We start from the raw sequence: 12,608 nt of genomic DNA, 5'->3' as shown, positions 1-12,608 counted from the left end.
GCCCGAGGAGCTCCCTCCCTGGCGGGTGGGAGCTCCTCGGGCACCTTGTGCCCCAGCCCTCTTAGAACAGCGAGTGCAGGAGCTTGTTCGGCGAACCTGTAAGAGGGTTCTGGACCTTCCCGCTCGTCGCGTTGTTCACCAGCGCGTTCCGGACCTGGGCCGGGGTCGCGGTCGGGTGAGTAGCGAGGTAGAGCGCTGCCACGCCCGCTGTGTGCGGGGTTGCCATGGACGTGCCCGAGATGGTGTTCGTGGCGGTGTCGTTGTCCTTCCACGCCGACGTGATGTCCACGCCTGGGGCGAACAGGTCCAGGCATGTTCCGTAGTTGGAGAACGACGCGCGGCTGTCCGTCTTGTCCGTCGCGCCGACCGTGATCGCCTCGGGGACACGGGCGGGCGAGTAGTTGCACGCGTTCGCGGGCAGGCCCAGGATCGGAAGCCCGTTGCCCGCGGCGATCGAGTAGCTGACGCCGGAGCCGATCGACTTCTTCACTGCGTTGTCGAGCGAGGCGCTGGCGCTTCCGCCGAGGCTCATGTTGGCGACGGCCGGCTTCTTGGCGTTGGCCGTCACCCAGTCGACGCCCTCGATGACACCGGCAGTGGTGCCTGAGCCGTCGCAGTCCAGGACGCGGACGGCGATCAGCTTGGCGCCCTTGGCGACGCCGTACGTCTTGCCGCCGACCGTGCCCGCCACATGGGTGCCGTGGCCCTGGCAGTCCTGGCCGTTGCGGCCGTCGCCCACTACGTCCTTGCCGACCGCCGCTCGACCGCCGAACTCGCTGTGGGAGGTACGGATTCCGGTGTCGATGATGTACGCGTTCACGTTCGAAGCGGACGTGCTGTGCGCGTATGTTTTGGACAGCGGCAGGCTCCGCTGGTCGACCCGGTCGAGACCCCAGGTTGCGTTGGACTGGGTCTCGTTGAGCCGCACGATCGAGTTCTGCTCGACGTACGCCACGCGCGGGTCGGCCGCGAGCGCCTTCGCCTTCGCCCCTGACAAGGAGGCGGAGAAGCCCTGAAGGACATTGCGGTAGGTGTGCCTGGGGGTGACGCCGAGATCGGCGGCGTCGGTGCTGCCGTCCTTCAGGACGACGATCCAGCTGTTCTGCACAGCGGTTACGGAGGGGGCGAGACGAAGATCGCCAATGATCGCGCCTTGCGCGGTGGGGGAGACGGCGAACTGAAGACCGGTCGCAACGGCGAGCGCGGATATCAGCGCTCCCATGCGACGGGCAGTGACTCTCATCCCGTGCACCTGACCTTTCGTTGACCTGGCTACGGACAAGTACGGTCGTGCATGGTGCCAGGACGGGCGGTTGTGCGAACCAGAGCCCCGTAGTGTGACGTACGACACAAGGTCGCAGCTGGTTAGTAATTACCCCTGAAACAAAGGGATTTGGGCCATCACCATGACGTGTGGATCTTGTGCGTGCGCCTCACCTATCCGAAATGCGGGCCAAGCTGCGCAGGGCCGGATCAGCAATGTTGATCTTCCACGGGCTTGTCATGTCGCCCCGGCGAACTGACGAGTCGCCGGCCTGCCGATCGTCGACTTGGCTCTTTCGGATGTCGTCGATGAGTACCTCCTCGGTGAGGCCGGCAATCTTCAGCGTGAGCTCACCGGCGTGGCTGCGCAGCGAGTGGGCCCACTGATTTCCGGCGCAGTCTCACGAGGCGCAATTGGGCAGCTGCCGCGCCCTGGCCGCGTGCCGGCATGGGCGGCGGACGGACGCTGCGTGCCTGCCTCGGCCGCCACCCGGAGCGCGCCCGCCGTCGAGCCGCCATAAACCTGAGGGGCTTCGCGCAGCAGCCCTTCAGGGCTGGCGAAAACATTGACCGACCAGGAGTCAATGGCGGGTGCTGACGCGCGCGAGCTGACTTGGCCCGTCCCCACTTACGTGCTTCAAACGGCCCCTTCTGGCACTGAGGCGCAGGCGGAATGTGCGCCGGTTCGCTGGGTCTGGCGCTGATCCGGCCCCGAGCTTGCTGCCAGCCCGGCTGGGTGTGCCCCGGGCCGAGCCGTGCGATGGGAGCTGTCCTGGACGCATGGTTCTGCCGGACCCTTCGTCGTCACCTGACCGCCAGCGCGTCCGTCGATGTCGCCGCGGCCTGCACCGTCGGCGAAATCATGTTGAGAATCGGCGCCTACGGTTGGTGGCGGTTGTGCGTCGGCGTAGGGGAGGCGGAGGAGGAGCCCGGGTCGCATCGTTCTCGCTGAGATCGAGGGCTTCGGGGAGTTCGGGGGTGCCTGTATCGGGAAGTCACCCGATTCCGCGTCCCGTGTCGCAGGGTCGTCTCAGGGCGTCACCCTCAGGAACGCAAACGGTGCTAAAAACTAGCTATGAAGGGATTTTTTGGCCTAAAGCATCATGAATCGCATCGTCTCTTCGCTGACCCGGCACGTAATCAAGGTGAGTCCGCAGGCTCATGGCTGCGCTCTTTGCTGAATCTGCGGAGCGCCGCTGGACAGGTGTTCGTTCTGCAGATCGTCATCGTGGCGCTGCTGGTTGCGGCCGCGGTGACGGCCCTGGTGCTCCAGGCAGGGCGCGACAGTACGCGGGAGGCCGAGCGCCAGGCGCTGACAGCGGCAGAGACTTTCGCGAACGCCCCGGGCACAGCCCAGGCATTGAGCAGCCGGGATCCGGCAGCCGTGCTGCAGCCGCGTGCCGAAGCGGCCCGGAAGAGGGCCAACGTGACCTTCATCGTTGTCATGGACACCAGCGGAATTCGCTATACGCACCCCGACCCGAAACGGATCGGGCAGAAGTTCATCGGCACCATCGAACCGTCCTTGGAAGGCGGCACCACCATCGAGCGGGCACGCGGGCTGCCCCTGCCCGAGGGCAGCGGCCCGGTCATCCAGGCGGTGGTGCCGGTGACCGATAGCCGTGGCTCGGTCGTCGGCCTGGTGTCCGCCGGAATCAAGGTCCACAAGGTGACCAGCCTTTCCGCACGGCAGCTGCCGATCATCTTCGGTGCCGGGGCGGCCGCGCTCGCTCTGTCCATCTTGGGGACGGCGCTGGTGGCCAGGCGGCTGCTCAGGCAGACGCACGGCCTGGGCCCGGCGGAGATGACGCGGATGTACGAGCACCACGACGCAGTGCTGCACGCGGTCCGGGAGGGGGTGCTGATCATCGGTGCCGACGGGCGGCTGCTGCTGGCCAACGACGAGGCGCGGCGGCTGCTGGAGCTCCCGGTGGATTCGGAGCAGCGGCAGGTGGCGGAACTGAAGTTGGATGCGGATACGGCTCGGCTGCTGGCATCGGGTGAGCCGACCACAGATGGAGTGCACCGCGCAGGGGATCGGTTGCTGGCGGTCAATATGCGACCCACAGCCCCGTACGGCGGCCCAGCGGGCTGGGTGGTGACGTTGCGGGACACCACAGAGCTGGAAGCCGTCTCCGGGCGGGCGACGGTGGCGCGGGAGCGGCTGACACTCCTGTACGACGCAGGGGTGCGGATCGGCAGCACGCTGGACGTGGTGCGCACCGCGCAGGAGATGGCGGATGTGGCGACCCCGCGGTTCGCCGACATCGTCACCGTCGATCTGCTGGAACCGGTGGCGCGGGGGGAAGAGCCGGCCAGGACGGCGGGTATGCGACGTACGGCAATCAGCGGCGGACCCCAGGAACGGGAGGGGCTCTACCCGGTCGGCGAGCTGATCACATTCTCGAGGGCGGCGCCGCAGGCGCGGGCCCTGGAGGCAGGGCAGGCAGTGCTGGAGAGCGACCTGCGACAAGCGCGAGGGTGGCGGGAACAGGACCCTGACGGGGCCTGCAGGGCACTGGAGCAAGGGGTGCATTCGCTGGTGACGGTGCCGCTCCAGGCGCGTGGTGTGTTGCTGGGAATGACGAACTTCTGGCGCACGGGGGATTCGCCGCCGTTCAAGGAGGAGGACCTTTCCCTGGCGGAGGAGCTGGCAGCGAGGGCGGCCGTGGCAATCGACAACGCCCGCCGCTTCACCCGGGAGCACACGATGGCAGTGACCCTGCAGCGGAGCCTGTTGCCGCACGGGGTACCGGAACAGGACGCGTTGGAGGTGGCGTGGCGGTATCTGCCGGCTGAAGCCGCAGTGGGCGGGGACTGGTTCGATGTCATCCCGCTGCCCGGGGCCCGGGTGGCGCTGGTGGTCGGTGACGTGGTCGGCCACGGATTGCACGCGGCGGCAACGATGGGGCGGCTGCGCACCGCGGTACACAATTTCTCCGCCCTGGACCTACCGCCGGACGAGCTGCTCGGGCGCTTGGACGACCTGGTCAGCCGCATCGACAGCGACGAGAGCACCGGCGACGGCCCGCAGGGCCACACCGAAGCGGTCACGGGGGCGACCTGCCTGTACGCGATCTACGACTCCGTCACGGGAGTGTGCACGACGGCGCGAGCAGGACACCCGGGACCGGCGGTGGTGTATCCGGACGGGACCGTGGCCTATCCGGAAGTGCCGGCTTCGCCGCCTCTCGGCCTGGGCAATCACCCCTTCGAAACCATCGAGTTGCACCTACCCGAGGGCTCACGACTTGTGCTGTTCACCGACGGGCTGATCGAGAACCGCGATCGGGACATCGATGCCGGGCTGGACCTGCTGCGCGGGGCGTTGCAGAGGGCGGGGCACACTCCGGAGGAGACGTGTCAGGCGGCGATCGACACGATGCTGCCGGCGCACCCGGCCGATGACATCGCGCTGTTGGTGGCGCGCACCCGGTTGCTCGATCCGTCGAGGGTGGCGCACTGGGAGGTGTTGCCGGATCCGGCGGCGGTGGCCCCGGTGCGTGCGGAGTGCGGGGCGAAACTGCAGGAGTGGGGACTGGGGGACATCGGGTTCACCACGGAACTCATCCTCAGCGAGCTGATCACCAACGCGATCCGATACGGCTCGCCGCCGATCAGGGTGCGGCTGCTGCACCACCGCAGCCTGATCTGCGAGGTGTCGGACGGATCCAGCACCTCGCCACGTGTGCGAAGGGCGACGACAACGGACGAGGGCGGACGTGGGCTGTTCCTGGTGGCGCAGTTCGCTGAGCGGTGGGGCACGCGGTACACGCCGGGTGGCAAAGTCATCTGGGCTGAACAATCGCTGCACGACGGTGCCGCTGCCACAACGAGCGACACACTCACCGAAGCCCTTCTCGACCAGTTCGACGATCCCACCCTCTGATCCGCGGGAACCAACGGCGCTCCAGCAGGAACTGACCGCATTCGCGGCCGACCTCCTGCAGTCCGCCTCACGCGGTGACCACCCCGAGCTCGCCGAACCGCTCCGACGACTGGCTGCGGCGCTGCACTGACTACGCTTGCACGGCTTTGAGCCTCGGGTGCTGGCGCACTCGAGCCGGAGCCGGTATTTGCCATGGAAACGAAGGCGATGCTGCGCCCCCACGTCTTGGAATGCAAGGGTCAAAGATGGTGTGTCTTTGGCATGACCGGGTGCCGTAACGGCAGCTGACGTCAGCTCACCGGATGGTTTGACTGGCAAGACCCTTCGGTGCCCGTCGCAGGGTCTCCTGCTCGGTCTTCAGTTCCAGGACCCGAGCCCTGAGCTGCATGCTCTTCTCTTCCAATACCGGTCGAGGGCCCCCTGGCCGGGCTGCGACGTCTGCCGGGACTACCAGACACCGTCGATGACCTCTTCGAAGGTGAGGTTCCACTGTGAGTCTTCGCCAGTGAATGGGAGCGGGTCGAACTCGGTGATCTGAGCGCGCGCAGAGCGTATACGCGTTCCTTGAGATCCCCGCCGTCTTCCCCGAGTCCTTGGCGCAGAGCCTCGAACTTGGGTCAGCACCTTCTTTGTCGCGCATCAGCTCTGCGTAGTGGTTGACGGCCTGATCCTGAAGCTCAGTCTTGGTCGACGTTACGACGGTCAGCGCCGAACTGCCGATCACATCGGTTCCAGTACTCCGAACAGCTTGGGACCGCTGGTCTCCAGCGACATCATCTGCTCGGGCAGCTGGCGCAGGGCCCGCTCCCGCTGATCCTTCTTGCCAACCTTCGGGGGCGTGGCAGCGTACTCACCAAGGACCGCTTCGTCCAGGTGCTCCAAAGCGTTCCGGGCGTCTCTCGGCGCCCCGTTCTCCGGCGGTGCGGGTTCTTCGCGCGCCTTGGCCATGCCTTGACACAGCGCTGATAATCGCGGGATGCAACGCGCGATCAACTCCCATATCCAGGCCGGGGCGTCCATGTCCGGTCGGGACCGACTACCGTCTCTGACGGGGCTCCGTTTCTGGGCGGCTCTGCTGGTCGTCCTGTACCACCTGTCCCGTCAGGTCGGGGAGATACCAGGGCTCAGTCAGACCGTCTGGTACGGCCGCAGTGGGGTCACCTTCTTCTTCGTACTGTCCGGGTTCGTCCTGGCCTGGACCTATGACGGGGCGACGGTTCCGGCGAAGGTGTTCCTGTGGCGGCGCTTCGCCCGGATCTGGCCGCTCATGGTGGTCACGAGCGCGGCGTCAGTCGGAGCGTGGCTCTGGCTGGGCAAGGCGGTGTCCGCGAAAGCCGTGGTCGCGAACCTGTTCCTCGTGCACGCCTGGATCCCGGAGACCGTGTTCCTCAAGGGTGCCAACCCCGCCGCCTGGTCCCTCAGTGACGAGGCCTGGTTCTACCTCGTCTTTCCTCTGCTGATAGTTCTCCCGGTCTTCCACTCGGCCCGTGGCCGACGCTGGATCTGGGCGCTGACCTGCGTCGGCGTGGTCGCGGTCTGGCTGAGCGGGGCCCTGGTCACCGATGCGCCCACTCGGGTGTGGCTTCTCGACTACCTGCCCATGACGCGCATGCTCCAGTTCGTGCTCGGGGTCGCCGCGGGTCTCGCCGTGGCCCGCGGCTGGCGGCCCCCCGTCGGCCTGTGGACCGCGGTGGCACTCGTCGCCGCCTGGCACCTGGCGCTGATCCCTTGGTCGCAGTCGGCACCCGATGGGCTTTGGTACGGCGCCATGCACGCCTCGCAACTGCTGGCCACCCCCATCTTCGCACTGCTCGTCGCCGCGGCCGCCCGCGCCGACCTCGACGGCCGCCGCACCGGGCTGACCGGCCGGTGGTCCGTACGCCTCGGCCACTGGTCCTTCGCCTGGTACCTCATCCACGAGATCGTCATCCGCACATGGCTCGGCCTCCATGGCCGACCGGAGGGCCTCCTCGACACCGCACTCGTCTGGCTCGCGGTGATCGCGGTCAGCCAGGCCCTGGCCGGCTGCGCCTACCACTGGGTGGAGCACCCCCTGGAACGGCGGCTGCGGGCAGCGGGCCCCCAGCCCCGCCGTCGCACCGGGCCCCCCGCCGACTCCGCTGCGCACCCACTCGCTCATCCTCGTGCCGCTGAACAGGCGACCAAGGGGACGGTCGGTCCGTAGACCCGTTCTACCGTGACGTCTGCGCGTGCCGGTCCGGGGACGGACTTCAGGGCTGCTCGCAGGCGGTGTCCGTCAGTGATGTCCCGTCTCGATCCGGTCGAGGCCAATGGGCCGGCACGAGCAGACGTCACGGCCGACGGCGATGAGTGCGTAGGGGTCTGGGCCTGCTCGCCAGAGGATCGCCCTTCGCAGTTGACTGACCGGGACCGGCTACACCAACGTCTTGGCGATTCAATGCGCCCCGCCGTCGCCTCCGGCCTGCGGGGAAGATGATGAGGCCCTGCCGGACGAAACGTTCGGCGCGGTCGTCGCTGCCCAGTCCTTCACCGGCGAGGCACGAGCCTGGAGTTCGCTCACGGCATGGACCACGCGGTGGCCTCTCGGTGTGGACCGGAGCCCGCCCTTGCACCTCACTACCTCGCTCGGCGACTGACTGGAACATCAGGCCCGCGATGGGCCTTGTGCCGCTGGCCGCAGCGAATCCACCACGAGATCCAGCAGCCGTCCCGTCAGCTCCGGGCTGTTGTCGGCAGTCGTGGGCAGGAAGACTCCGAGGAGCATCATCGTGACCTCCTTCGGCTCGACATGTGCCCTCAGGGCGCCGGACTCCGCCCCGGCGTCGAGGATCACCGCGATTGCCGCAGTGATCCGTTCCCGGGTGGCCGGCGTCGCCATGGTGCCCTTGCGGCCCAGCTCCTGGCGGAGGTCATGGCGCTGGTGGTGATCGTCAGTCAGATGAAACACCCGGTGCGATCACTCATTGCAGGGCTCCTGTCGCCTCCTTGCGGGCGCCGGGATAGCGCCACCGCTGCTACCACCCTGCTACCTTGTTGTGGTGAGTAGAGACAGGCAGCAGACCCAGCTCCGCTTGGCCCCCGACCTCCTTGCCGCCGGGATAGGCTCCGCAGCCGCCTGGGGGCTGGACTTCAATAGGTACGTGGAGCGGATCATCTCCGAGGGTACGACTGGTGCGCGTTCGGCCGGGATGGTTGCTGCCCAGTGCCTGATCGACACCCACGGGGACTTCCTCGACGGCCTGGAGGCCGATCTCGATGCCCAGTACACCCCTGCGTCGCAGGATCGGGGCGCCGCTGCGTGAGTATGTCTCTGCATGTTGATCTGTCCTGGATCCTGGAAGTCGCCGAACGGGCCGGCCGGTTTGACCCGACTCCTGACGATCTCGGTGTCCCGCTTGCCGCAGTCGCGCGCCATCGGGCGGAACTCCTTGAGCAGCCCGTCTACGGCGGCGCTTATGCCCGCGCCGCCGCCCTCGTCCACACGCTCGGCCGTTGCCGCTGGTTGGAGCGCTCCAATCTCACCGTCGCCAGTGCCGTGGCAGTCATGTACCTCAATGCCAGCGGTGTCCCCGTTGACCCGGACCGCGAGCAACTCGACGCCCTGGCGCGGGAGCTGTACAACCCGCGCTGTACTGTCGCCGGCGTTGCCGAGCAGCTGCGCACCTGGGCCCGGTAGTCCCAGCTCGGACGCCAGGAGCAAGCAACCTGCCGGTGGGTTCTGAAGGTTCATCGATGGTGGTGTGCGCCGGGGTCGTGTTCTGCGACGTGCGTGGCGACCGCGTCGACGCCGGGGCGGCCGCGCCTCTCCAGGGACCGGATGGAGGTGTGGTGTGAGTGGGCCTGCAACGTGGGGTGGAGGTGCCGCCTTCGGCGTCGTGCCCCAGGGCGTTGTAGCGGAGGCGGTGCGGGGTCCAGCGGTCCAGGTCCTTGATGTCCTCGGGAGCCGAGCACGGCCGGTCTCCGGGAAGGTGTCCGGTGTCGGGGTCCCGGTCGGGGCCTTGCGATCGGCCCGAGGGGAACGACGCGATGAGCGCCAACGCCCCCGGTTGCGCAGCTAAGGGGCTGCCCGGGGTGTGGCGGTTGCCGGCTCAGGTGGCGGGCGGGGCTGTCGCGTGCCGCGTCTGTTCGGTCAGGACGGTGGTGGCGCGTTCCAGGAGTTCGCAGAGTGAGGCGTGTTCTGCGGGCGTGAACGCGTTCGTGAGCGCGTCTTCGAGGACGATCACCTCCTGGTAGGCGTGGTCGAACAGCGCCCGGCCCTCATCGGTGAGGGTGGCGATCTGCACCTTGCCGTGCACCGGGGATGTCTCGCGGTGGATGAGTTCCTTGTTCTCCATGTTGGTCAGCACGCTGCTCATGGTCTGCTGCGTCACCCCGCAGGAGCGGGCCAGTTGGGCGCCGGACATGCCGCCTTCACGCGAGAGGATCAACAGCACGGTGTACTGCGTCATGGTCAGCCCGTAGGCGCGCAGTACTGCCTCGTGGTGCGCCATCAGTGCCTGCTCCGACCGCTTGATCCGGGTGCAGAGGTCGTTCTCGATCGGGGCTTCCACGGTGTACTCCTATCCATTGACAGGTTTCTGCGTTGACTCAGGAACCTTACATGCGTACTGTTCTCGATTGTAAGGATACTGAGTCAACGCAGAGGGCTGTAACCATGAAGGCTGTCCTTCTCGACGCCGATGACCGCTATCGGATCGCCGAAGTCGATGAACCCACCCCCGGCCCGGGCCAAGTGGCGATCCGGGTGGCCTACGCCGGCATCCAGTGGGGTGACACGATGGTCAGGGACGGCCACTTCCCCTTACCGCGCCCCTTCGTCCCGGGGTTCGAAGCATCCGGGCACATCATCGCGGTCGGCGCGGGTGTCGACACACATCGTGTCGGTGAGGCCGTCACCGCGCTGACCACCTCGGGCGCCTACGCCGAGGTGGTCCTGGCATCCGCCACGCTCACCTTCGGCATCGGCAGCATGCCGCTGAGAACAGCCGCAGGTCTCGGGTGGGGCGCGCCGACCGCCTACGACTTGGTCAACACCGCCGCGCAAGTGCGGCCCGGCGAAAGCGTGCTGATCCACGCCGCCGCCGGCTCGGTCGGCACACTCGCCGCCCAGTTCGCCCGACTGGCCGGAGCAGACCGGATCATCGGTGTGGTCGGCACTGCCGAAAGGGCCGGCTACGCAGCACAGTTCGGGTACGACCAGCTCCTGCTCCGCGAGGAGTTCCCGGCCAAGTTCGGCGACGAGAAGCCCAACGTCATCCTCGACCCGGTCGGTGGGCCGACCCGCACCGCCGGCCTCGAGCAGCTCGCAGCACACGGCCGGCTGGTGGCATACGGCAATCTCGCCACGTACGAACCCGTCCTGGTCAACGCGAACGACCTTCTCATGCACGGCAAATCGCTCCTGACCTACAACAGCAACCTGCTCAGTCGGACCTACCCCGAGCGGCTCGCCGACAGCGCCCGCCGCGCACTGCGCCTCGTCGCCGAGGGCACTGTCCGCGTGGACATCACCACCGAGTACGCCTTCGGGGACCTGGCTGTGGCCGTGCAGCACCTCGCCGAGGGCGCAACCCATGGCAAGAGCATCCTCCGCGTCGTCTGACAACTCGCGGAAAGCGCCTGAGGCGATCGGCGAAGTCCCCATGGCATCGCCCAGTGTCGGGGTGCTGTGGGGACGGGCATCATTGTCCGGGCGCCAGAAGTACGCGAGGCGTGGCAGCGGTCGCCGCGCGCCGGGATGGTGCACCCTACGGGCTTGGGCGTGTTCTGAAAGTGGGGCACGATGGGGTCGACCGCGTACCGATCGAAAGAAGTCTCGTGGTTGACCCCGTGCTGAAGCACGCCCTGAGCCATCTCCGCTTCGTGAAGTCGCAGCAGCCGTTCAATGCCGACCCCGTGGATTTCGCTGACTGGCGGGAGAGGGTCGCGGGGGCCTTGGACGCGTTGGTCTGCGTGCTCGTCTTCGAAGAGGACCGTGCCAGGGCCCGAGCAGAGGCAGCAGCGGCGCTGGAACAGGCTACAGAGGCGCGTCAGACGCCCCACCGCTTCTTGCCGTCCATGAGCAACCGCCACCCGCAGCAGTCTGATCTCATTTGATGCCTCGGACAGGGCCTACTCGCCGAGGATCCGCTCCCACAGCAGCCCGTCCCGCCAGCTTCCGTCGAGAAGGATCGAGGAGTGCGCGACGCCGTACGGGCTGAACCCGTTGCGGCGCAGCACCCGCTGCGACGGCAGATTCTCCAGATTGGTGGACGCCTCGGCGCGGTGCAGCCCGAGTTCGTCCGTCATCACCCGGAGGGCAAGCCCGACGGCTTGCCCGGCGTGTCCTTGATTCTGGGCGACGCTCGCGATCCAGTATCCGACGGAGCCGCGGCGCAGGTGCGGCTGCGGCAGGATGCCTCCGACGGTGACCTGCCCGATCACCAGGTCGTCGGCGAGCACCACGCCCGGCCAGACCGTGCCGGCCCGGTGTCCGGCCAGCAGGCTGTCGATCCGTTCCGCCTGGCCCTCCGGGGTGAAGAAGCCGGCCGGCTGGGCCGGTTCCCATGGCCGGAAAGCCTCGAAGTCCCGCACCCGATGCGCGGCTATCGGGGCGGCGTCGGTGGGCTCGATCAGACGGATCCTGGTGCTGCTGCTCATGGGCTGATCCTCGTCGTGGCGCGTCGGCTGAGTCGGCCAGCCTATGCGGGGGTGCCCGCGCCGCCGAGACTCACTGCTCGCCGGAGGATCGAGTCGATCGCGCAGCTCGTGTTCTCGCCCAACAAGTCCGGATACTGGGTGTCGAGCCGGCACTGAATACGCCCGAGCCCGCCGCGAAGGCCGCCTCACCGGCAGCGGGACTGATGTCCTGGACCGGATCGGGATGAGCTGGGGAAGACTTCCCGAAGCATCCGGACTCTCTTGACAGCGGTCCCGTGCTGATGGAGCACCTGAGGGCCTGTGACGAGCGGGGCCGCCGCCCCCACCCTTCGTCGGCAGCCTTTGGCTCCAGTGCCGGCGGGGCATTGACCTGGCCACCCGGGCAGGAAGCGGGGCCCCTGAGCCCGGGCTGCTCGTCCGATTTCCGGTCCTGGGGTTTGGTAAATGGTGGAGGCGTAGCTCATGGGGGCGTCTTCGATGAAGAAGCGGGAGTTGCGGTGGAAGAACAGGCGTCCCTCTTCGTGGACGATGCGTTCCTTCGAGAGCCCTCAGCGCGGGGCGGCAGACCGCGCCCGTGGATGACGACGCCGATAGGTGCCTGCCCGGCGCGCAGCCAGTCGTGGCGCGAGCAGTTGAGGACCCTGCCGCGGAGGCCGGTGCCCGTCAGGCAGTTGTTGAGGCCGAGGCCGCCTTCGACCGTGAAGCCCGGGCCCGGCACCAGGGCCCCGCCGCGCTGCCGCGGTTCTCAATCCGCTCGAGCGAAGCCGAGAGCCTGGGGAAGAGCCGTCCGGCCACCCGTGCACGGGAGTTCTGTTTCCCCGGTACGCGAGCCGGC

At 67.8% G+C, this 12,608-nt stretch carries 11 protein-coding genes; 6 read left to right on the top strand and 5 right to left on the bottom strand.

Annotated elements, in window-relative coordinates:
• Window positions 1-61: 61 nt before the first annotated feature.
• Window positions 62-1,243, bottom strand: coding sequence for a S8 family peptidase (locus ACFWFI_RS08125; RefSeq protein WP_387386990.1), 1,182 nt, complete (start codon window positions 1,241-1,243; stop codon window positions 62-64).
• 1,224 nt (window positions 1,244-2,467) lie between these two features.
• Here ACFWFI_RS08125 and ACFWFI_RS08120 point away from each other — a divergent pair.
• On the top strand, window positions 2,468-5,152 hold the full coding sequence (locus ACFWFI_RS08120) for a SpoIIE family protein phosphatase (protein WP_387386988.1): 2,685 nt from the start codon (window positions 2,468-2,470) through the stop codon (window positions 5,150-5,152).
• A gap of 720 nt (window positions 5,153-5,872) precedes the next feature.
• Here the strand turns inward: ACFWFI_RS08120 and ACFWFI_RS08115 are convergent.
• Entirely contained in the window at window positions 5,873-6,100 is a 228-nt protein-coding gene (locus ACFWFI_RS08115; RefSeq protein WP_387386985.1) for a hypothetical protein, read from the bottom strand.
• 28 nt (window positions 6,101-6,128) lie between these two features.
• On the opposite strand from ACFWFI_RS08115, the gene ACFWFI_RS08110 reads away from it, so the two are divergent.
• Window positions 6,129-7,337, top strand: coding sequence for an acyltransferase family protein (locus ACFWFI_RS08110; RefSeq protein ID WP_387386983.1), 1,209 nt, complete (start codon window positions 6,129-6,131; stop codon window positions 7,335-7,337).
• A 441-nt stretch (window positions 7,338-7,778) separates the two neighbouring features.
• On the opposite strand, the gene ACFWFI_RS08105 is transcribed toward ACFWFI_RS08110, so the two are convergent.
• Complete coding sequence (locus ACFWFI_RS08105) at window positions 7,779-8,081, bottom strand: SbtR family transcriptional regulator (RefSeq protein ID WP_387386980.1); 303 nt, start codon at window positions 8,079-8,081, stop codon at window positions 7,779-7,781.
• A 91-nt stretch (window positions 8,082-8,172) separates the two neighbouring features.
• On the opposite strand from ACFWFI_RS08105, the gene ACFWFI_RS08100 reads away from it, so the two are divergent.
• Entirely contained in the window at window positions 8,173-8,436 is a 264-nt protein-coding gene (locus ACFWFI_RS08100; RefSeq protein ID WP_387386978.1) for a hypothetical protein, read from the top strand.
• Between the two features lie 2 nt (window positions 8,437-8,438).
• On the top strand, window positions 8,439-8,810 hold the full coding sequence (locus ACFWFI_RS08095) for a fic family toxin-antitoxin system, toxin component (RefSeq protein ID WP_387386997.1): 372 nt from the start codon (window positions 8,439-8,441) through the stop codon (window positions 8,808-8,810).
• Between the two features lie 412 nt (window positions 8,811-9,222).
• Here ACFWFI_RS08095 and ACFWFI_RS08090 read toward each other — a convergent pair whose 3' ends face one another.
• Window positions 9,223-9,684: a MarR family winged helix-turn-helix transcriptional regulator gene (locus ACFWFI_RS08090; RefSeq protein ID WP_387386976.1), complete on the bottom strand. Its 462-nt coding sequence runs from the start codon at window positions 9,682-9,684 to the stop codon at window positions 9,223-9,225.
• Window positions 9,685-9,788: 104 nt separating this feature from the next.
• Between ACFWFI_RS08090 and ACFWFI_RS08085 the strand changes: the two genes are divergently transcribed.
• Both ACFWFI_RS08085 and ACFWFI_RS08080 read left to right on the top strand, forming a co-directional pair.
• The gene (locus tag ACFWFI_RS08085) at window positions 9,789-10,736 is read left to right on the top strand and encodes a quinone oxidoreductase family protein (protein WP_387386974.1); all 948 of its coding nucleotides are present in this window, start codon (window positions 9,789-9,791) and stop codon (window positions 10,734-10,736) included.
• A 110-nt stretch (window positions 10,737-10,846) separates the two neighbouring features.
• Complete coding sequence (locus tag ACFWFI_RS08080) at window positions 10,847-11,230, top strand: hypothetical protein (protein ID WP_387386971.1); 384 nt, start codon at window positions 10,847-10,849, stop codon at window positions 11,228-11,230.
• Between the two features lie 15 nt (window positions 11,231-11,245).
• Here the strand turns inward: ACFWFI_RS08080 and ACFWFI_RS08075 are convergent, their stop codons facing one another.
• The gene (locus tag ACFWFI_RS08075) at window positions 11,246-11,773 is read right to left on the bottom strand and encodes a GNAT family N-acetyltransferase (RefSeq protein ID WP_387386970.1); all 528 of its coding nucleotides are present in this window, start codon (window positions 11,771-11,773) and stop codon (window positions 11,246-11,248) included.
• Window positions 11,774-12,608: the final 835 nt, after the last annotated feature.

This window comes from Streptomyces sp. NPDC060209, from assembly GCF_042728155.1.
GTDB lineage: Bacteria > Actinomycetota > Actinomycetes > Streptomycetales > Streptomycetaceae > Streptomyces.
This window is presented reverse-complemented; position numbering and strand designations above follow the sequence as displayed.